18 protein-coding genes are annotated in these 19,316 nt (G+C 68.3%); 12 read left to right on the top strand and 6 right to left on the bottom strand.

Features of this window, described 5'->3' with window-relative positions; genetic code table 11:
• Positions 1 to 369 precede the first annotated feature (369 nt).
• From paaA to HLA91_RS12210, 6 genes are read left to right on the top strand one after another with little or no spacing between them, the layout of a single operon-like run.
• Positions 370 to 1,380 (top strand): 1,2-phenylacetyl-CoA epoxidase subunit PaaA, encoded by a 1,011-nt coding sequence (gene paaA / locus HLA91_RS12235; protein ID WP_170274910.1) that lies wholly within the window; start codon positions 370 to 372, stop codon positions 1,378 to 1,380.
• Position 1,381: 1 nt separating this feature from the next.
• A complete protein-coding gene (gene paaB / locus HLA91_RS12230; RefSeq protein WP_170274909.1) occupies positions 1,382 to 1,732 on the top strand; it encodes a 1,2-phenylacetyl-CoA epoxidase subunit PaaB in 351 nt (116 codons plus the stop codon).
• Positions 1,729 to 2,658, top strand: a complete 930-nt coding sequence (gene paaC, locus HLA91_RS12225) for a 1,2-phenylacetyl-CoA epoxidase subunit PaaC (RefSeq protein WP_259832855.1) — start codon at positions 1,729 to 1,731, stop codon at positions 2,656 to 2,658. Before paaB ends, paaC begins: the two co-directional genes overlap by 4 nt.
• Before the next feature lie 15 nt (positions 2,659 to 2,673).
• A complete protein-coding gene (gene paaD, locus HLA91_RS12220) occupies positions 2,674 to 3,261 on the top strand; it encodes a 1,2-phenylacetyl-CoA epoxidase subunit PaaD (protein WP_420867899.1) in 588 nt (195 codons plus the stop codon).
• Complete coding sequence (gene paaE, locus HLA91_RS12215; protein ID WP_170274908.1) at positions 3,261 to 4,433, top strand: 1,2-phenylacetyl-CoA epoxidase subunit PaaE; 1,173 nt, start codon at positions 3,261 to 3,263, stop codon at positions 4,431 to 4,433. Before paaD ends, paaE begins: the two co-directional genes overlap by 1 nt.
• A gap of 60 nt (positions 4,434 to 4,493) precedes the next feature.
• The gene (locus HLA91_RS12210; protein ID WP_170274907.1) at positions 4,494 to 5,315 is read left to right on the top strand and encodes an enoyl-CoA hydratase/isomerase family protein; all 822 of its coding nucleotides are present in this window, start codon (positions 4,494 to 4,496) and stop codon (positions 5,313 to 5,315) included.
• Between the two features lie 56 nt (positions 5,316 to 5,371).
• On the opposite strand, the gene HLA91_RS12205 is transcribed toward HLA91_RS12210, so the two are convergent.
• Positions 5,372 to 6,439, bottom strand: a complete 1,068-nt coding sequence (locus HLA91_RS12205; RefSeq protein ID WP_170274906.1) for a glutathione S-transferase family protein — start codon at positions 6,437 to 6,439, stop codon at positions 5,372 to 5,374.
• A gap of 411 nt (positions 6,440 to 6,850) precedes the next feature.
• On the opposite strand from HLA91_RS12205, the gene HLA91_RS12200 reads away from it, so the two are divergent.
• The 3 genes from HLA91_RS12200 to HLA91_RS12190 are packed head-to-tail and all read left to right on the top strand — an operon-like array spanning position 6,851 to position 10,780.
• Positions 6,851 to 8,002 (top strand): CaiB/BaiF CoA transferase family protein, encoded by a 1,152-nt coding sequence (locus tag HLA91_RS12200; RefSeq protein ID WP_170274905.1) that lies wholly within the window; start codon positions 6,851 to 6,853, stop codon positions 8,000 to 8,002.
• A gap of 2 nt (positions 8,003 to 8,004) precedes the next feature.
• The gene (locus HLA91_RS12195) at positions 8,005 to 9,144 is read left to right on the top strand and encodes an acyl-CoA dehydrogenase family protein (protein ID WP_102162209.1); all 1,140 of its coding nucleotides are present in this window, start codon (positions 8,005 to 8,007) and stop codon (positions 9,142 to 9,144) included.
• 28 nt (positions 9,145 to 9,172) lie between these two features.
• Complete coding sequence (locus tag HLA91_RS12190; protein WP_170274904.1) at positions 9,173 to 10,780, top strand: sodium:solute symporter family protein; 1,608 nt, start codon at positions 9,173 to 9,175, stop codon at positions 10,778 to 10,780.
• Positions 10,781 to 10,853: 73 nt separating this feature from the next.
• Here the strand turns inward: HLA91_RS12190 and HLA91_RS12185 are convergent, their stop codons facing one another.
• Positions 10,854 to 11,558: an HdeD family acid-resistance protein gene (locus tag HLA91_RS12185; RefSeq protein ID WP_170274903.1), complete on the bottom strand. Its 705-nt coding sequence runs from the start codon at positions 11,556 to 11,558 to the stop codon at positions 10,854 to 10,856.
• Positions 11,559 to 11,730: 172 nt separating this feature from the next.
• Here HLA91_RS12185 and HLA91_RS12180 point away from each other — a divergent pair, with 172 nt between their 5' ends.
• Positions 11,731 to 11,946 carry a hypothetical protein gene (locus HLA91_RS12180; RefSeq protein ID WP_170274902.1) on the top strand — a complete coding sequence of 72 codons (216 nt, stop codon included), beginning with the start codon at positions 11,731 to 11,733 and terminating at the stop codon, positions 11,944 to 11,946.
• A gap of 58 nt (positions 11,947 to 12,004) precedes the next feature.
• Here the strand turns inward: HLA91_RS12180 and nrdF are convergent, their stop codons facing one another.
• Together nrdF and nrdI are read right to left on the bottom strand one after the other, a co-directional pair.
• Positions 12,005 to 13,057, bottom strand: a complete 1,053-nt coding sequence (gene nrdF / locus HLA91_RS12175) for a class 1b ribonucleoside-diphosphate reductase subunit beta (protein ID WP_170274901.1) — start codon at positions 13,055 to 13,057, stop codon at positions 12,005 to 12,007.
• Between the two features lie 29 nt (positions 13,058 to 13,086).
• Positions 13,087 to 13,566 (bottom strand): class Ib ribonucleoside-diphosphate reductase assembly flavoprotein NrdI, encoded by a 480-nt coding sequence (nrdI, locus tag HLA91_RS12170; RefSeq protein ID WP_102162214.1) that lies wholly within the window; start codon positions 13,564 to 13,566, stop codon positions 13,087 to 13,089.
• 162 nt (positions 13,567 to 13,728) lie between these two features.
• Between nrdI and HLA91_RS12165 the strand changes: the two genes are divergently transcribed.
• Positions 13,729 to 15,621 (top strand): gamma-glutamyltransferase family protein, encoded by a 1,893-nt coding sequence (locus HLA91_RS12165; RefSeq protein ID WP_338076785.1) that lies wholly within the window; start codon positions 13,729 to 13,731, stop codon positions 15,619 to 15,621.
• 3 nt (positions 15,622 to 15,624) lie between these two features.
• On the opposite strand, the gene HLA91_RS12160 is transcribed toward HLA91_RS12165, so the two are convergent.
• Positions 15,625 to 16,680 carry an NAD(P)H-dependent flavin oxidoreductase gene (locus tag HLA91_RS12160; protein WP_170274900.1) on the bottom strand — a complete coding sequence of 352 codons (1,056 nt, stop codon included), beginning with the start codon at positions 16,678 to 16,680 and terminating at the stop codon, positions 15,625 to 15,627.
• 180 nt (positions 16,681 to 16,860) lie between these two features.
• Between HLA91_RS12160 and HLA91_RS14235 the strand changes: the two genes are divergently transcribed.
• Entirely contained in the window at positions 16,861 to 18,030 is a 1,170-nt protein-coding gene (locus HLA91_RS14235; protein WP_170274899.1) for a 2Fe-2S iron-sulfur cluster-binding protein, read from the top strand.
• 2 nt (positions 18,031 to 18,032) lie between these two features.
• Here HLA91_RS14235 and HLA91_RS12150 read toward each other — a convergent pair whose 3' ends face one another.
• Positions 18,033 to 19,256, bottom strand: a complete 1,224-nt coding sequence (locus tag HLA91_RS12150) for an MFS transporter (protein ID WP_170274898.1) — start codon at positions 19,254 to 19,256, stop codon at positions 18,033 to 18,035.
• Positions 19,257 to 19,316 lie beyond the last annotated feature (60 nt).

The raw sequence follows: 19,316 nt of genomic DNA, 5'->3' as shown, positions 1-19,316 counted from the left end.
GACGGTTGTCACAAATACCCTGTCGCCCGCCTCGCGGTCTGCCTGGTAGCGGCGGATGCGGCTAGTAGAAGACCCCGTGGGTGATCAAGGGTCCTGTCACCCTCTTGGAGCGCTTAAGCGTCCTCGACGTCGGTACGAACCAATGGTGGTTTGGGGGCGGCGGCCGCGGCAACGGCTACCCCGAATGTAGCAGTCGGGGCGAATCTCTCGGGATTCCCGACGGGTCAGCCGCGTCTGCTCGGCAAGGATCGGGTCCGCCGGAGAGCTGTTGACGAACGTGCCCGAAACCCAGTCTTGCGAGGCCCACGTCACACCGGTTACTATTATCTGAACAAATGGTCAGTAATTCTGATCTGCAGAGGAGCAACGATGCACACCGCAGACCGCCCGGCACCCACTGCCGTACCCACCCAGGACGGCCAGCCCGACACCACCGAGGCGCAGGCCGAATTCGACGCCCGGATCGCCGCCGAAGGCCGGATCGAGCCGCGCGACTGGATGCCCGATGCCTACCGCAAGACCCTCATCCGGCAGATCGGCCAGCACGCCCACTCCGAGATCATCGGCATGCAGCCCGAGGGCAACTGGATCACCCGCGCCCCGAGTCTGAAGCGCAAATCGATCCTCATGGCCAAAGTCCAGGACGAAGCCGGCCACGGCCTGTACCTCTACTCGGCCGCCGAGACGCTTGGCATCGACCGCGACACCATGACCGAGCAGCTCATCGAGGGCACCGCCCGGTACTCCTCGATCTTCAACTACCCCACCCCCACCTGGGCGGACATGGGTGCGATCGGCTGGCTCGTCGACGGTGCCGCGATCTGCAACCAGGTGCCGCTGTGCCGCGCCTCCTACGGCCCGTACGCCCGGTCGATGGTGCGCATCTGCAAGGAAGAGTCCTTCCACCAGCGCCAGGGCTTCGAGATCCTCTACGAACTCTCCCACGGCACCGAGGCGCAGAAGGCCATGGCCCAGGACGCCGTCAACCGCTGGTGGTGGCCCTCGCTCATGATGTTCGGCCCACCGGATGCCGACTCTCCGAACTCGGCACAGTCGATGGCGTGGAATATCAAGCGCTTCTCCAACGACGAGCTGCGCCAGCGGTTCGTCGACATGACCGTCCCGCAGTCCGAGGTCCTCGGCCTGACCCTGCCGGATCCGGACCTGAAGTGGAACGACGAGCGCGGCCACTACGACTTCGGCGAGATCGACTGGACGGAGTTCAAGGAGGTCCTCAAGGGCCGCGGACCATCCAACCACCTGCGCATCGCCAACCGCAGAGCCGCCCATGAAGGCGGCGCATGGGTGCGCGAAGCCGCCACCGCGTACGCCGCCAAGCAGTCCCGTCGCGCCGCCGACGCCTACCAGGAGGCCAGCTGATATGACCCACCCGACCACCGCCTCGGGCACGGAGAACACCACCAACGGCTCCTCGGCAGGCAGCACGCCGACCGGCGGTTGGCCGCTGTGGGAGGTCTTCATCCGCCCCAATCGCGGCCTCTCCCACGTCCACGCCGGCTCCCTGCACGCCGCTGACGCACGCATGGCCCTGGCCAACGCCCGCGACCTCTACACCCGCCGCAGCGAAGGCGTGTCGCTGTGGGTCGTGCCGAGCGAGCAGATCACCGCCTCGGAACCGGACTCGAAGGACTCCTACTTCGAACCGGCCGCCGACAAGGTCTACCGCCACCCGACCTTCTACACCCGCGCCGAGGGGGTGCCGCACCTGTGAGCACCGAGACCAACCCCACTCCTGAGGCCGAAGCGCACGCCCCGGAGGACTACGAGACAGTCGAACCGGCACCGCCTGTCCAGCCGGCAGCCCAGGGCATGCCGACTGTCGGCGACGAACTCGAAGTCGACCCGCTGCTGCCTGGCGCCGGCGTCCCGCTGACGGCGACGATCACCTCCGTGCCGAGTGAGGACGTCGCCCGCTACGCCCTCATGCTCGGCGACGACGCGCTCATCACCGCCCAGCGCCTCGGGGAGCTCGTCGCCAAGGGACCTGAACTCGAAGAGGACATCGCGCTGACGAACATCGCGCTCGACCAGCTCGGGGCTGCGCGGATGTTCCTGCAGTACGCCGGTCGCGGCCTGGACAAGACCGAGGACGAACTCGCCTACTTCCGCGACGAGTCCGAATTCCGCTCCTGCGCCCTCGTCGAACAGCCCAACGGTGACTTCGGGCAGACGATCGCCAAGGTGCTGCTCACCAGCCTGTACCAGCAGCTGCTCTACCGCGGCCTGCTCGACTCGACCGACGAGTTCCTCGCCGCAGTGGCGGCGAAGTCGATCAAGGAAGTCGACTACCACGTCGAACACGCCAGCATGTGGACCGTGCGGCTCGGTGACGGCACCGAGGAATCCCACCGCCGCATGCAGGCCGGCCTGGAGATGATGTGGCCGTATGTCGACGAGCTGTTCGACGACAGCCCGTTCGCCGACCTCATCGACTCCGGAGTGGCCGTGAGTGCGGCTGGCCTGCGAGAGGAGTTCGACGCCCAGCTGGCCGAGATCCTTGAGACCGCGACGCTGAGCGTCCCGGAGATCCCGCCAGCGCGCGGGCAGGGACGCTTCGGCCTGCACTCACCGCACCTGGGCTACATCCTCGCCGAGATGCAGGTGCTCGCCCGCCAGCATCCCGGCGCCACCTGGTGAGGAGGACCGATCGTGATGGCCACAGACACCGCCGCCCCGATGACCGAACCGGCCCAGACCGCCGAGGCGATCGTGCGCGCTGTGCGCGTCGTGTGCGATCCGGAGATCCCGGTGCTGACGATCGAGGATCTTGGGATCCTGCGCTCCGTTGAGGTCGAATCCGCCGGCGAGGCGAACGAGACCGGCGAGAGCCAGGAGACCGGCGAAGGCCAGGGGACTGGCGAGGACGCCAGTCTGCGCGCCCACGTCGTCATCACCCCGACCTACTCCGGCTGCCCGGCGATGGAGACGATCCGAGCCGACGTGCAGCGCGCCGCGCGCGCCGCCGGTGCCACCGAGGTCGATGTCGAACTCGTCTTCTCACCGGCCTGGACGACCGACTGGATGAACGAGGAGGGCAAGGCCAAACTCGACGCCTACGGCATCGCTCCGCCGACCGGCAAGGCCGCTGCCGGCCCGATCGGGCTGAGCATGGCTGTCAAGTGCCCGCTGTGCCACTCGCTCAACACCCATGAACTCTCCCGTTTCGGCTCGACAGCCTGCAAAGCGCTCTACCGCTGCAGTGACTGCCTCGAGCCCTTCGACTACTTCAAGGTGCACTGATGACCGCAGCCTCTGACACCCAGACCACCAGCCCAGCCGAGAACACCACCGCACCGGCCCCTGAGACCCCGGCCCCGCCTCGGCAGCGGCTGCGCTTCCACGACCTCAAGGTCAACGGCATCCGCGAACTCACCTCCACCGCCGTCGAAGTCAGCTTCGCTGTGCCCGAAGAGCTCTCCGATGAGTTCTCCTACATCCCCGGCCAGCACATCGCGCTGCGGACCACCATCGGCGGCACCGAGATCCGCCGCAGCTACTCACTCTGCGCACCCCCGGACGGCAAGACCCTGCGCATCGGCGTCAAGGAAGTCGCCGACGGGCTGTTCTCCACCCACGTGCGCAACGACCTGTCCATCGGCGACACGATCGCGGTGATGAACCCGCAGGGCAGCTTCACCTCCCGGCTGACGAAGGCCGACACCGGCCGCATCGTCGCGATCGCCGCGGGTTCAGGCATCACCCCGGTCATGTCGCTGGCCGCCTCGGTGCTGCGCACCCACCCGGGAGTGCACTTCACGCTCATCTACGGCAACCGCACGAGCACCGATGTGATGTTCTTAGAAGACCTCGCCGACCTCAAAGATGCCCACATGGGCCGCTTCGACGTCCACCACTTCCTCTCCGGCGAAGGGCGCAGCGCCGAGCTGTACTCCGGGCGCATCGACGAGGACAAGCTCAAGCGGCTGCTCGAACTCGTCATCCCGCCTGAGACCGTCGACGAATGGTTTCTCTGCGGCCCCCTGCCCCTGGTCGAGATGGCCCGCACCACGCTTGACGCCCACGACGTCGACCGCTCGAGGATCCACTTCGAGCTCTTCACCACCGGCAAGGAGGGCGAGGGGCGCGCAGGCCCGCGCCGGCCGCGCAGGCCGACCACCGCCTCGGGACCGGTGCGCACCGTGACCTTCACCCTCGACGGCCGCACCGGCAAGGCCACCACCCCGCAGGACAACCCCGACACGATCCTTTCGGCCGCACTCACCACCCGGCCCGACGTGCCGTACGCGTGCGCCGGCGGGGTGTGCGGCACCTGCAAGGCCAAGCTCATCACCGGCACCGTCGACATGGCGGATAACTACGCGCTCGAACCCGATGAGCTCGACACCGGCTACGTGCTCACCTGCCAGTCGGTGCCCACCAGCGACAGCGTCGAAGTCGACTACGACCAGTGAGAGCACCGGCGGCTGGAACGGGCGCCGCAGGCAGATCCCCGCAGGGCTGAAAGGAACCCGATGACGACCATCACCTCAACCCACTCCAACCCCGAGGACACGACGAGCGCGCCGGCCGAAGCCATCGGGCCGGTCGCTGAGATCGTGCTCGACGGCGCCGCCTCGCGCAACGCGCTTGATGCCGATGCCCTCGGTGCGCTGCTCGACCACGTCGAGGCGCTGCTGCCGCTCATCGACGAAGGGGCCGTGCGTGCGCTCATCCTGCGCGGAGAGGGCACGGTGTTCTGCTCCGGCCGTGACATCGCAGGCGTCGACGTCGAGACCGATGACGCCTACGAGTTCCTCAACAGCGACTTCTGGCCGGTCTTCGACACCATCCGCTCGCTCGAGATCCCCGTCATCGCCGTCGTGCAGGGCGCAGCCCTGGGTCTGGGCTACGGGCTGGCTGCAGCTGCCGATGTCATCTACGCGGCTGAGGATGCGAAGTTCGGCTCGCCGTTCGCCGCGATCGGCGCGATCCTCGACTCCGGCGCCCACGCCGTGTTCCTCGACCGGCTCGGCTACCACCGCACCATGGACTTGATCCTCACCGGCGACTTCATGACCGGCACCGAGGCGGCGGCCACCGGGGTCGTCTCACGTGCGGTCCCCGCCGGTGAGCTGCTCGACTTCGCCCGCGCCAAGGCCGCGAAGATGGCCACAGGTCCTGCCGAGACGTTCCGGATGGAGAAGCACTTCACCCAGAACCTCGCCGATGAGCGCACCCGCCTGGGCCAGGTGTGGGACACCGAGGCGTTCTTGCAGGAGCGCGCCCGCACCAGCGATGACTATCGCGAGGGATTCGCCGCCTTCCAGGAGCGCCGCAAGCCGACGTTCGGCTGAGCGGCTCAGCTCAGGGACTGCCGCAGCTCAGGGCTCGCCTCAGCCGAGCGACTGCCTCAGCTGATCGGTTCGGGGGCGGTGCCCTCACCCCACGGACGGTCGCTGAGCGATTCGCGGCCGTGGGCGGTGTGCCAGCCGGAGGTATCGGGGCCGAGCGGGACGATGCCGGTCGGGTTCACCGACGTCTGGACGATGTAGTAGTGGTCCTTGATCTGCTGGAAGTCGACCGTGTCGCCGAAGCCGGGCATCTGGAACAGGTCGCGGGCGTAGGCCCACAGGTTCGGGAAGTCGCGCAGCTGCTGGCGGTTGCACTTGAAGTGCGAGTAGTACACGACGTCGAAACGGGCGAGCGTGGTGAACAGGCGGACATCGGCCTCGGTGATGGCTGCGCCCATGAGGAACCGCTGGTCCTGCAGGCGGGCTTCAAGCGTGTCGAGTGCGGAGAACAACCTCTCGAAGGCCTCGTCATAGGCCTCCTGGGATCCTGCGAACCCGCACCGGTAGACGCCGTTGTTGACCTCGGTGAACACCCACTGCATGAGCTCGTCCATCTCCTGCCGCTGCGCCTCCGGGTACAGGTCGGGGGCGCCCTCGCGGTGGTGGGCGGTCCACTCGGTCGAGAAGTCGAGGGTCATCTGGTTGAAGTCATTGGTCACGACCTGGCCGCTTTCGATTTCGACGATCGCCGGCACCGTGATGCCGCGCGGGTAGTCGGGGCAGCGGGCGAAGTAGGCCTGCTGAAGGCGCTCGATGCCGAGCACCGGGTCCACTCCGCCAGGGTCAAGGTCGAAGGTCCACGATCGCTCGTCATGGGTGGGTCCTGCCAAGGCGAGCGAGAGCGCGTCCTCGAGGCCGAGCAGTCGCCGGACGATAAGCGTGCGGTTGGCCCACGGGCAGGCCCGGGCGGCCGCGAGCCGGTAGCGGCCGGCTTCAACGGGCCACAGCTGCTGATCGGGGTGGGACTTCTCAGCTGTCTGCGGGTCGGCGACGATGCGGTCGTCGATGTAGTTCATATCCCGGGTGAACGCCTTGCCCTCGGAGACATAGACGCCGGCAGTCGAGTGCTCGGGATTCTCATCAGACTGGGTGCCGCGGTGATCGCGGGGGGTGGGGTTCTCGGACATATGCTCACTCTACCACTATATAATTGAAACTTAAATCATACGGTGACTGACGTCACAGCCTTTTTCTTGTGGACCTATAGGTAAGCCTTACCTAAGGTGCTAGAGTGGGTTGTGGAGTGAGGTTGCCGCACCAGGGAAGCCCGTACATTTCACTACTCCGGTATGTGTTTCCCTGGTGCATCTCTGTCTGCGGCGGCATCTCGCTGTTCCCGTCGGCTGGCCTGTTCGCGGCGGGCAGCCTGCTTCCGGCGGGTGGACTGTCATGGCCGGGCGGCCTGTCGCAGCTCACGGGTCTTGTCGGCACGGTCGGTAAGGCTTGATGTGGTGCCGCCCACTGCCTGTCCGACATGCTGGACTATTCACCGTGGGCATGTCTTCCCAGACTTTGTATGCAGCGGCCAGCATATGCCTATGACTGCATCACCTCCGCTTCTCGACGGCATTCGGATCGCCGACTTCTCCCGCGTGCTGGCAGGCCCGTACTGCACCCGCATGCTCGCCGACCACGGTGCTGAGGTGTTCAAGATCGAAATGCCCGGCCGTGGTGATGACTCCCGGCATCTCGGACCGTTCATCGACGCGCAGAGCACCTATTTCTCCGGCCTCAATCACGGCAAGCACAGCATCGAAGCCGACCTCAAAGACCCCGAAAGCCTTGAGCGGCTGCGCGCCTTCATCACAACCTGTGACGTCGTCGTTGAGAACTTCCGGCCCGGCGTCGCCGCCAAGCTCGGCCTGTCCTACGACGACGTCGCAGCGATCAAACCCGATATCGTCTACGCTTCGATCTCCGGGTTCGGCCAGACGGGTAGCCAGACGAAGCGTCCGGCCTACGACACCGTGATCCAAGCGCTCTCCGGACTCATGGCCACCACCGGCTTCGCCGACGGGCCGCCGACCCGCGTCGGCGAATCGATCGCCGATGTCTCCGCCGGCGTCTTCGCCGCCTTCGGCATCTCCGCAGCCCTTGTGCGCCGTGAGCGCACCGGCGCGCCAGCCCACATCGACATCCCGATGTTCGACGTCATGCTCGCCATGCAGCCGACGAACTCCGCCATGTACGCCGCCACGAACACCGCCCCCACGCGGGTGGGCAACCGGCACCCGGTGTCGGCGCCCTTCGACACCTATGAAGCCAGCGACGGCCTGTTCGTCATCGCGGTGGCCAATGACCGGCTCTTCGCCGTGCTCGCCGAGGCACTCGGCAAGCCCGAACTCGCCGCCGACCCCCGCTTCGCCACCGACGCCGACCGCAGCGCCAATGATGAGGCTCTGCGCAACGAGATCGAAGGGGTCTCCGCCTCGCGCACTGTCGCAGACATGTGCGCACTGCTCGATGCTGCCGGCGTGCCGGCCTCCCCGGTGTGGAACCTGGCAGACGCTCTCACCAGCGACCTGGGAGCCGAACGCGATCTGCACGCCCGCGACCCCCGCCTCGGGCACGGCTTCATCGCCCACCCGCTGCTCGTCGACGGAACGAGAGCCGCAAGCGACCTGCCGGTCCCGCAGCTCGGCGAGCACAACGACGCCCTGACCGCTGCGCACCCGACTGACGAGGAGTGAGGATGAACCTCGAACCCACCGCTGACGAACAGGAGCTCATCGACGCCGTACGCGCAGTCTCGCGCGACGTGCTCGCCCCGCAGGCCGCCGAGGCGGATGCGAACGAACGCGTCTCCGACGACGTCATCGCCACCCTCGGCGAGGTCGGGGTGCTCGGACTCAACCTGCCCGCCGAATACGGCGGACCCGGGGTGGGGTCGGTGGCGATGAGCCACATGGTCGCCGCCGTGGCCGAAGGCTGCGGATCGACCGCCTCGATCATCACCGCCCACTATCTGGCCACCGACGCCGTGCTGCTCGGCGGCACCGACGCCCAGCGCCAGGACATTCTGCCCGCGGCAGCCGAGGGTGAGCTCATCGGCGCCTTCGGACTGACCGAACCGGGCGCCGGATCGAACCCGGCGGAGATGTCGACCCGTGCCGAACGCACCGAGACCGGCTGGCGGCTCAAGGGCACCAAGCACTTCATCACCAACGCCGGCTTCGCCGACTTCATCGTCGTCTTCGCCATCACCGACCCCGAAGCCGCCCACCGCGGCATCTCCGCCTTCCTCGTCCGCCCCGGCGAGCTCGGCGAGGCCATCAGCTTCAACCCGCCGGAGAAGACGATGGGCCTGCGCGGCAGCCCGATCTACGAGTTCGTCATCGACGCCGAACTGCCCGCCGACGCCCTCCTCGGTGAGGAGGGACAGGGATTCGCCACCGCGATGCGGGTGCTCGACCGAGGCCGCATCGAAGTCGCCGCCATGAGCTTGGGCATCAGCCGAGCGGCGCTGGATGCTGCGATCGCCTGGGCCAAGGAGCGCAAGATCGGCGGCAAGCCGATCAACCGGCTGCAGGGCATCGCCTTCAAACTCGCCGACATGCATGCCAAGCACCGTGCCGCCTGGCTGCTGACGATGGAGGCCGCAGCGGTGCGCGATTCCGGTGCCGACTTCACCCTCGAATCGGCCACCGCCAAGCTCGTCGCCAGTGAGGCAGCCGGCTTCATCACCGATGAGGCGCTGCAGATCCACGGCGGCTACGGCTACACCCGCGACTTCCCACTCGAGCGCTATGCGCGCGACGTGCGCATCTACCGGATCTACGAGGGCTCCTCGGAGATCCAGCGCACCATCATCTCCAGGGCCCTGGCAGTGTAGCCAGCCCGGGAAAAGAAAGGAACACCCGATGAATCCGCTCTGGTTCGTCCTCGCACTGCTCGCCTACTTCGGCGTGCTCATCGCCTTGTCGTTCTACCGCCGGCGCGCCGACTCCGGCACGGACTACTTCCTCGGCGGGCGGACCATGCCCGCCTGGATGCTCGCTATGGCCTTCGCCGCCTCCTGGTACGGCGGCAACTCCGCCCTCATCTCGATCGATGCCGCCAACGAGCAGGGCATGGGCTCCTGGTGGGTGCTCGGCGGACCGACGGTCATCGCAGTCGTCGCCCTCATCTTCATCGGCCCGATCATCCGCCGCATCGGCGTGCTGAGCCAAGACGGCGTCATGAACATGCGCTACGGGCGCCTGACCGGCACGCTGCTCTCACTCGTCATGGGCATCTACATGGTCGTCTGGGGCGCCTCCCAGATGGTGGCGCTGGGCAAGTTCTTCGCCGCGTTCTTCGGGATCAACTTCGTCCTCGCCGTGCTCATCGGCATCGTCGTCGCAATCTTCTACGCCACCATCGGCGGCTTCCGCGCCGTCGTGCTGACCGAGACGATCCAGTTCGGTCTGCTGCTGCTCGGCCTGCTCATCACACTCGTCGGTGCACTCATCCTCTCCGGCGGCTTCGAACCGGTCATGGAGCGGGCGACGACCGAACGGCCCGATGACTACTTCAACCTGTTCGCCGGCTTCACCCCGAACATCGCCTTCGTCGTCAGCTTCGCGCTCGCCTTCCTCATCGAGGGCGCAGCCTGGCAGCGCATGCAGGCCGGCCGCACCCCGCGTGACGCCCGCAAGACCGCCAGCTACGCGCTGTCGTACTTCATTCCGCTGTACTTCCTCGTCGTCGCCGCCGGCATCGCCTCGATCGGCGTGTTCCCCACCGTCCCGGAGAACGGCGTCGTCGCCACCCTGGCCGGTGAGCGGTTCTGGCCGATCTTCGGTGTGCTCGTCTTCATCGGCATCGCCGCAGCGATCATGTCGACGATCTGCACGACGCTCAACCTGTCCTCGCTGTACATGACCGAGCTGTACACGAAGATCAAACGCAATCGGGTCTCTGACAAGCAGAAGGTGCGCGTGGGCATGATCGGCACGCTCATCGCCTCGGTCCTCGGGTTCCTCATCGCCATCCGGCTGCCCGAAGCGCTCATCCTGCTCGGCCTGGCCAGCGAGATCCTGGCCGCCGGCATGTTCTTCCCGATGATCCTCGGTCTGTTCTGGCGTCGTGCGAACCAGAAGGGCGCAGTCGCCGGCATCATCGCAGGCTCCGGCTTCACGATCTACGGCTTCCTCGTCGAACTGGGCCTGCCGCTGCCGTACTTCTGGCCCAACGACGGCCCGACCCGCATCTTCATCGGACTCGGCCTCAGCCTCATCTTCTACGTCGCGGTCTCGCTCATGACGAAGCCGGACCCCGAGCGCTCCGACCGGTTCATGCACCAGTCGCGCAAGGGCACCGACGAGTCGGCTGAGCAGATCGTGCGCGACCACGATGCCGCTGATGATGCCGCCTACGAAGCCCGCAACGGACGCAACGGCACCGGCACCGGGGTCACCGGCACCTCGGGACCGGGGGCCAGTGCGGCCGGAACCACCGCCTCGGGCACGGATCCCGGCCGGGACTGATACCTGCAGACGACAGCGCCGCCGCAGGAGCGATCCTGCGGCGGCGCTGTGGTGTCCGGTCCCGAGGCGGTCGTCACCGCAGCTGGGGCGGCTGGCCCGGGTCGTCCTCGTCGGGATTGTCGACGGTCTCGGACTCCACGACGGGGCCGCCGTGGCCGGCCGGTCCGAATCCGGTGCGGCCGAAGCCGGCCGGGGCACTCGGCAGGGTGGCACGGCCGATGCGGAGGCCGAGCACGATCGCGATGACGCCGGCGAGCATGAGGAACGCGGCGATGAGCCACAGCAGCGAGACCGCGCCGGCCGCGGGATTGATGACGAGCAGCAAGCCGATCGCCACACCGGCGATGCCGCTGATGAGCATGATCCACCAGCTGCGCGCGCCCATGCGGCGGAAGGCAAACGCGCCGAAGACCTGCATGAGGCCGAGCACCAGCGCCCAGAAGGCGATGAACAGCACGATCGCGAACACGGCGGTCTCCGGCAGCAGCAGCACGATGATGCCGAGGACGAGGGAGAGGATGCCGGCAAAGGCCAGCGCCCCGCCGCCGCGGCCGCCGGTGGTGCGTCCGCGCAGCCAGGCACCGAGTCCCAGGATGCCGTTGACGATGAGCCAAGCGGCCATCAGCCAGGCGAAGACCTGCAGGCTCGCGCCCGGCCAGACGACCATGATGACCCCGATGAGCAGGGCGAGCACACCCTGGATGACGAGGCCGTTGCGGGCACGGCGCTGCAGGGCGGCGAGCGGATTGCTGTGGCTGTCAGCGGAGGGGCTGGTCACGGGGGCTCCTGTTCTCCGGCCGCTGGACGGGATGCGGCCGGCGGTTCTCCTGCACTGGGCAACGACGCAGGCGTGGCGGGTATTCCCGGGTGAATTGCCAGGCACGTGCCGTACGCTGAGCCGGACACGCTTCCGGTGCCGCCGGATCCTCGACAGAAACGGGTACTGCCTCATGGCTGAGAAGCACGTCCGCATCCACCGGCGCAGAATGATCATCGGTGCTGTGCTCGTCGTCGTCGGTCTCCTCCTGGTGCTCGGGTGGACGGTCGGCACGAGCTTCAATTCCCCCTTCGCCGGTTCACCTGTTCAGTACACGATGATCGCGCTCGGCGTGCTGGGGCTCATCGGCGGCGCGCTGCTCGGCTGGAAAGCTGTCGAGAAGCACTGAACCAGCAGATGGCTGGGACCAGGTGGCGGAGTTCCGACCATCCGGCCCCGGCCGGTCGTCAGAAATCCCAGTCCTCATCGAGTGTCTCGGCGGTCTCACCGATGATGTAGGACGACCCGGAGCCGGAGAAGAAGTCGTGGTTCTCACTGGCCTCCGGTGACAGCGCGGCGAGCACCTCGGGATTCACCGTTGTCTCCGCAGGCGAGAACTTCGGCTGGTAGCCGAGGTTCATGAGGGCCTTGTTCGCGTTGTAGCGCACGAACCGGGCCACATCGTCCATCAGCCCCAGCGGCTCGTAGAGCTCACCGGAGTACGTCAGCTCCAATGCGTAGAGCTCATCGAGCAGCGCGAAGGTGAACGCATCCATCTCCTCACGCCGCTGAGGCGAAGCAGCCTCGCGCCCGCGCTGGTACTTGTACCCGGAGTAGTAGCCGTGCACGGCCTTGTCCCGCAGGATCAGCCGGATCATGTCCGCGGTGTTCGTCAGCTTCGCCCGGCACGAGAACCACAGCGGCAGATAGAACCCGGCGTAGAGCAGCAGCGAGGACAGCAGCGTCGAGGCGACCTTGCGCTTGAGCGGATCCTCCCCGTAGTAGTGCACGAGCACCGCCTTGCACCTGGCCTGCAGCACATCGTTGCCGATCGCCCACCGGTAGGCGGCATCGATCTCCGGAGTCGAGGTCAGGGTTGAGAACACCGACGAATACGACCGCGCATGCACCGACTGCATGAACGCGATGTTCGTGTACACCGCCTCCTCATGCTCGGTGCGCGCATCAGCGATCTGCACGATCTCCCCGACGGTCGCCTGGAGCGTATCGAGCATCGTCAGGCCGGTGAACACGCGCATCGTCAGCGTCTGCTCGGTCTCGGTCAGCTGATGCCAGGCCGGCAGATCGTTCGACAGCGGCACCTTCTCCGGCAGCCAGAAATTCGCCGTCAGCCGCTGCCACACCTCCAGGTCCTTCTCATCGGTCACCCGATTCCAGTTGATCGGCCGCAGCCGGGCGGCCGGATCCTTCCGGTAGCCGGGCGGGGACACAGCCTCCGTGCCCGAGGCGGTGCGCGCCTGCGTGCTGGTGGCTGCGGTGGTCTGGGTGTTCGGTGTCATGCGGGGATGCTCCTTCTCAACAGGGTGGTTCAGCCGGCCAGGGTGCGCTGGCGTGTGCGGGCGGCGATATGGGCTTCACGGGTGAGCGCGATCTCCTCGGCCTGCCCGGTCGTCCAGAACCGGGCGAGCCCGGCGTTGACCTTGCGGGTGTCCTCGGGGGTGCCGAGCAGTTCGAAGCGGTACAGCTCCGGGACGGCGAGCTTTGCAGACAGCACCCGGCCGGCAAGGCAGTAGGCGGTGCCGAAGTTCGTGTTGCCAGCCGAGATGATCCCGCGTACGAGCTCCCGGTGCGCCCGGTCGTGTGAGAGGAAGGCGAGCACCTGCTTGGGCACTGCGGTGCGCACGGCCCCGCCGCCGTAGGTCGGCAGCATGAGCACATACGGCTCGTCGATGCTGATCATCGGTTCGATACGCGGGCGCAGCGGGATCCGCACACCGGCCTCATCGAGGCGCTCGGCGAAGCGGGCGGTGTTGTTCGACACCGAGGAGAAGTACACGAGGCGAGACACCGCAACCTCCTGCAGTTAGTGATAGCGAAGAATGAAGTTCGTATCCACGAACATAGCACAGAAGGGGCGGTCCGCTCGCCGTCTCTTCAGGTGGCCAGCGCCTCGGGCGCGGTGCGGCTGCGTGACCGGTAGGCTGAAGGCAGCCGATGCGAAGGAGCTGCCGTGACGTTCACCCCACCGCCGGATCCCACCACCCGCCCCACGCTGCAGGGCACCTTCGGCATGAGCGCCTCAACCCACTGGCTGGCCACCCAGACCGCGCAGGCGGTCCTCGAACGCGGCGGCAACGCCTTCGACGCAGCGGTCGCGGCCGGGTTCGTCCTCCACGTCGTCGAACCCCACCTCAACGGCCCCGGCGGGGATATGACCGGCCTGTTCGCCACCGCCGAGGCGCCGGTGCCGCAGGTGCTCATGGGTCAGGGCCCAGCCCCGGCCGGGGCGACGATCGAGCACTTCCGTGCCGAGGGCCTCGACATGGTCCCTGGTGCCGGAGCGCTGGCTGCGGCCGTACCGGGTGCGGTCGATGCGTGGCTGGTGCTGCTGCGCGATCACGGCAGCTGGGACATCGCCGATGTCCTCGCATACGCGATCGGCTACGCCGAGAACGGCCACCCGATCCACGCCGGCACCTGTGCTGCGGTCGCTGCGGCAGCTGAGACGTTCCGGGCGCACTGGCCCAGTTCAGCCGCGCAATGGCTGCCCGGCGGTCAGGTGCCCGAGCCCGGTGATCTTGTGAGGATGCCCGGGTATGCGGGCACGCTCAGGCGGCTGCTGGCGGCTGGCGATGAGGCCGGGCCGGCTGGGGATAGCGGGGCTGCCGGGGACGGTGGGGCTGATCGCGACGTGCGGGTCGCCCGGATCGAGGCGGTCAGGCGGGAGTGGCGCGAGGGCTTCGTCGCCGAAGAAGCCGCCGCGTTCATCCGCGAACCGCACATGCACTCAAGTGGCACCATGCACGCCGGGGTGCTCACCGTCGAGGACACGGCCGGGTTCTCAGCCGGGTACGAGGAGCCGGTGTCGATCGAGTTCCGCGGCCACACGATCGCCAAGACCGGCCCGTGGGGGCAGGGCCCGGTGCTGCTGCAGACCCTGCGGATCCTCGACGGCTTCGAAGACGCGGACCTCGACCCGTCGACCGAGCGCGGCGCGCACACGATCCTCGAAGCTCTCAAGCTCGCGCTCGCCGACCGCGATACCCACTACGGTCACGGAGAGGTCGATCTGGAGACTCTGCTGAGTGAGGAGTACGCGGCCAGCCGGCGCGAGCTCATCAGCGAGTGGGCCTCCCTCGACTTCCGGCCCGGGCTCCGCGACGCAAGCGAGCCTGGTTTCGTGCCGCCGCTGGTGACCGGTGATGAGTTCGAGCTGCCGGCCCAGGCGGTCGGTGCCGATGCGGGAGCCTCTGTCGGTTCGGCAGCCGGTGCCGGTGAGCCGACGATGCAGACGAACGCCACCCCGCGTGCGGTGCGCGGCGACACCTGTCATCTCGATGTCATCGATCGGTGGGGCAACATCATCTCCGCCACCCCGTCCGGTGGCTGGCTGCAGTCCTCCCCGCTCATCCCAGCCCTCGGCTTCTGCCTCGGCACCCGTCTGCAGATGATGTGGCTCGATGAGGACTCCCCCTCCCGGCTGGCCGCCGGCAAGCGCCCGCGTACGACGCTCACCCCGACGCTCATCAGCCGTGGCGGCACACCGGTGATCGCCATCGGCACGCCGGGCGGGGATCAGCAGGATCAGTGGCAGCTGCTGGCGATCCTGCGGATGCTCGTCGGCGGCTACACCCCGCAGCAGGCGATTGACGCACCGGCGTTCCACACGACCGCGCTGCCGGGCTCGTTCTGGCCGCGCACCTGGACTCCCGGCGGCGTTGTGGTTGAGGACCGGCTCGGCGATGAGGTCATCGCCGGGCTCATCGCCCGCGGCCACGACGTCTCCCGGGCAGGGGACTGGTCACTCGGTCGGCTCTCCTGCGTCACCTGCGACCCGGAGACCGGGATCATGCAGGCGGCCGCGAACTCACGCGGCATGCAGGGATACGCCGCCGGACGGTGACCCTCAGCGCGGCGGGGTCAACCGGGCGAGCGTCTCAGCAGCCGGCTCCTCGCGCGTCGACTGCCAGCCCGTCCCGGCCCACAGGTGCACCCAATCGGGCTGGCCTGCCTTCGCCGCCGCGGTGCGGATGGGCTTGGTCAGGTGATGGACCTGCGGATAGGCAGGCGGAGCAGAAGCGGCGTAGTCGTCGATGAACCGGTTGCGCAGACCCCGAGCCAGCCGCCCGGTGAACGCCCGGGTCAGTGCGGTCTGGGTGAAGTCTGGGTCGGCGAGTGCCTGCCGGTGCACCGCCGAGGTGCCGGCCTCATGCGTGCGCAGCAGCAGCGTGCCGACCTGCACGGCCAGGGCACCGGCCTCGAGCAGGGCGGCCACCGCCTCGGGACCGTCGACACCACCAGCGGCGATGACCGGCAGATCCACCCGCTCACGCACCTCGCGCACCAGATCAGCGGTCTCAACCTCGGCCACCGCCTGCAGCGGATCATGTGTGCCGGCATGCCCGCCAGCCCGGCTGCCCTGCACGACGAGACCATCGCAGCCGATCCCGGCCGCCGCCTCGGCCTCAGGCGCGTCCGTCACCGTGGCGAGCACGCAGGTGCCGACCGCATGCAGACGCGCAACCGCCTCGGGGGCGGGGAGCCCGAACGTCAGCGAGACCACCGGAACCGGGTCGGCCAGCAGCGCCTGGAGCTTCTCCTCGAAATGGTCATCGTCCATCACCGGGCGGACGCTGATCGGCGCGTCGAGCGCATCGGCCAGCGGGGCGAGCCGGTCGGCATAGGCGGCAAACGCAGTCTCATCAACGACAGCCTGCCCGGGCACGAAGAGATTGACGCCGAAGGACACATCACCGGCCAGCTGCCGGAACTCATCGATCTGGACGGTCAGGGCCTCGGCGGTGAGGTAGCCGCCGGCCAGGAACGGGAACCCGCCTGCGGCAGCGATCGTCGCCGCCAACCGGGGTGTGGTGGCACCGCCGGCCATCGGGGCGCCGACGAGCGGACGGTCGGTGGACAGCAGCGCGGTGACAGCTGGGCGGGCGGCATCGGGTGTGGTCATGCCGCCACGGTAACAGCGCGATCGGCGCCAGGGAACGGGGCTCGGATGCGGGTGGGTGGGAGTTTCTCAGCGCTCGGGAACCGGCGTCGCCTCCGCGGGCGCGGATCGCTGAGAATGTACAGCACCGAGAGGCAGATCACAGATGCCGCCGCGACCGCCGGCCGGCAGGAGGGGACAGGCGTGAGAGCACTCGCAGACACCAGCACCGAGCCGGCCCAGCCGCTCGCCGGCAGCCCGTCGATCACGAGCTTCGACGGACCGGACATCGACATGCTCATCCGGCAGGGCTTCAGACCTGCCCGCATCGAATCACTGACGACCGTCGCCCGCGGCATCCTGTCCATCACCTTCGCCCCGCCGCTGGGCGCTGACCCGGCGTTCACCCCCGGCGCGCACCTCGAAGTCGCGATCCCGCTGCCCGACGGCCCGGCGATCCGCCACTACTCGCTGTGCTCGAAACCCGATGGCAGCGACGGCTGGCGGGTCGCGATCCTCAACGAGCCGACCGGCCGCGGCGGCTCCCACTGGCTGCACGAGCACCTCGCCGACTGCACCAGCCTGCTCATCCGCGGCCCGCGCGACACCTTCGGCTACCAGCGCCGCTCGCCGATGCTGTTCGTCGCCGGCGGGATCGGCATCACCCCGATCTCCGCGATGATCCACGACGCCGAGGACGCCGGCCTCGACTGGCACCTCATCTACGTCGGCCGCCGCAACGAACTCATGGCCTTCGCCGACGACCTCATCGACTCCCACGGCTCCGAGTGCGTCGACGTGCGCATCACCGCCGAGACCGGTCGGCCCGATGTCGTTGCCTTGGCCCGCGACTGGTTCGCCACCGCCAGCACGCATCCGTCCGGCAGCACCGCGCCCGAGGCGGAGGGCACCGGCGGCAGTCCCGTCGCCTCCGCGTGCGGTCCGGTCGTCTACACGTGCGGGCCGGTTCCGCTCATGCGCGCGCTCGCCGCCGGGATGGAGGCCGAGGGCATCGAGGTGATCTTCGAGGACTTCGACGACGACGCCCCACCGGCAGTCGAGGCCACCGGCAGCGGTCAGGCCGAAGCGGCCGGCGCCTCGGGCGCGGATACCGCCTTCACCGTCGAGACGACCAGTGGCGCGGAAGTGCAGGTGGCCTGCGGTCAGTCGATCCTCGCAGCCCTGGGTGCTGCCGGGGTGCGGACGCTGAGCTCATGTCAGAAGGGCACGTGCGGGACGTGTGAGACGACGATCCTGCAGGGGCGGGCCGATCACCGCGATCATGTGCTCAGCGGTGAGGAGAAGGAGGCGCAGGAGACGATGATGATCTGCGTCTCACGTGCCCAGACCGACCGGCTCGTCCTCGACATCTGAGCCTAGACGAGCTCCTCGTCGACGCTGCCCGGCGCTGCCGCCAGTGCGCCGGTCAGCCCCATGAGCACGCTGATGCCGATCATGAAGACGATCGGGGCCGTCCAGCCGCCGGTCAGACCGAGCAGCGCACCGACGATCATCGGGCAGACGGCCGCGAGGATGTAACCGCCGGACTGGACGAATGCCGAGGTCGAGGCGGTGACGGTGACATCGGTCGTGCGCCGGGTGATGAGCGCGAGCACGGCAGGGAAGGCGAAGCCGCCGTAGGCCAGCAGCACTGCCCACATCACCGGTGCGGCAGCGGGGCTGATGAGCAGGCCGGTGTAGCCGGCGGTCGAGGCGGCGGCGAAGCTGATGATGAAAGCGCGTGGGTAGATGTCGCGGACGATGAGCTGCGGGGCGAGGAACCCGCCGGGGATGCCGGAGAAGGCGACGATGCCGATCATGATCCCGGCGGCGACGGCATCGAGGCCGCCGTCGCGGTAGATCTGGGGCAGCCACCCGAACTGCACATAGGCGTTGACGGACTGGAAGCCGAAGAACAGCGCCATCCAGCGGGCCTTCGGCGAGGCCACGATGCGCTTGCGCACGCGGGTGCCGCCCGCCTCGGGAGCGGGAGGACCAGCCAGGCGCGGCACCGAGCCGGCAGCCCGCAGCACGAGCCAGGCGAGCAGAGCAGTGACGGGGATGACCGCCCAGAAGCCCAGACCCACCCGCCATGTGCCAGCCTGCCCGGTCAGCGGGGCGGTCAGCAGCGAGGGCAGGGTGGCGCCGAGGCCGAGCGAGACGGTGAAGACGGTCGCGGCGAGCTGGCCGCGGGCCGGGAAGCGGGCCTTGACGTAGACGAGGAGGACGACGTTGCCCAGCGCCATGCCGATGAGCGCGAGCACCGTCAGCGTCGCGAAACCCGGCCAGGTGTCCGACAGGGCGCGGGCGATGACACCGGTGGCCGTGCACGCACACGAGATCGTCAGCGCCCCGAACAGGCCTGCCCGTTCCAGCAGCGGCAAGGCGATGAGTCCGCAGGCGGCGAAGACGAGGCCGGGGAAGGCAGTGAGCAGCCCGGACTGCCAGGCCGTCAGGCCGAAGGCGTCGGTGACCTCGGCCAGCACCGGGCCCAGCGAGGTGGCCGCTGGACGCAGACTCGCGGCGATGAGCACGAGGCAGACCAGCGCGAGCGCATCAAGGCCTCGGCTGGTGCGAAACGGCTCACTCTGGGCGGTCATTGCAAGCAGCGCGCTCCTTCTCTCAGCCGTGGGTTCTGGTGCACCGGCGCGCCCCGTGCG

The organism is Brevibacterium luteolum (assembly GCF_013004595.1).
Classification (GTDB): domain Bacteria; phylum Actinomycetota; class Actinomycetes; order Actinomycetales; family Brevibacteriaceae; genus Brevibacterium; species Brevibacterium luteolum.
This window is presented reverse-complemented; position numbering and strand designations above follow the sequence as displayed.

Bases quoted from the DNA above. Each gene is read 5' to 3' on its own strand.
- paaA (WP_170274910.1), top strand. From the start codon at position 370: ATGCACACCGCAGACCGCCCGGCACCCACTGCCGTACCCACCCAGGAC.
- paaE (WP_170274908.1), top strand. From the start codon at position 3,261: ATGACCGCAGCCTCTGACACCCAGACCACCAGCCCAGCCGAGAACACC.
- HLA91_RS12160 (WP_170274900.1), bottom strand. From the start codon at position 16,680: ATGACCACACCCGATGCCGCCCGCCCAGCTGTCACCGCGCTGCTGTCC.
- HLA91_RS12180 (WP_170274902.1), top strand. From the start codon at position 11,731: ATGGCTGAGAAGCACGTCCGCATCCACCGGCGCAGAATGATCATCGGT.
- HLA91_RS12195 (WP_102162209.1), top strand. From the start codon at position 8,005: ATGAACCTCGAACCCACCGCTGACGAACAGGAGCTCATCGACGCCGTA.
- HLA91_RS12205 (WP_170274906.1), bottom strand. From the start codon at position 6,439: ATGTCCGAGAACCCCACCCCCCGCGATCACCGCGGCACCCAGTCTGAT.
- HLA91_RS12190 (WP_170274904.1), top strand. From the start codon at position 9,173: ATGAATCCGCTCTGGTTCGTCCTCGCACTGCTCGCCTACTTCGGCGTG.
- HLA91_RS12210 (WP_170274907.1), top strand. From the start codon at position 4,494: ATGACGACCATCACCTCAACCCACTCCAACCCCGAGGACACGACGAGC.
- paaD (WP_420867899.1), top strand. From the start codon at position 2,674: ATGGCCACAGACACCGCCGCCCCGATGACCGAACCGGCCCAGACCGCC.
- paaB (WP_170274909.1), top strand. From the start codon at position 1,382: ATGACCCACCCGACCACCGCCTCGGGCACGGAGAACACCACCAACGGC.
- HLA91_RS12200 (WP_170274905.1), top strand. From the start codon at position 6,851: ATGACTGCATCACCTCCGCTTCTCGACGGCATTCGGATCGCCGACTTC.
- HLA91_RS12150 (WP_170274898.1), bottom strand. From the start codon at position 19,256: ATGACCGCCCAGAGTGAGCCGTTTCGCACCAGCCGAGGCCTTGATGCG.
- nrdF (WP_170274901.1), bottom strand. From the start codon at position 13,057: ATGACACCGAACACCCAGACCACCGCAGCCACCAGCACGCAGGCGCGC.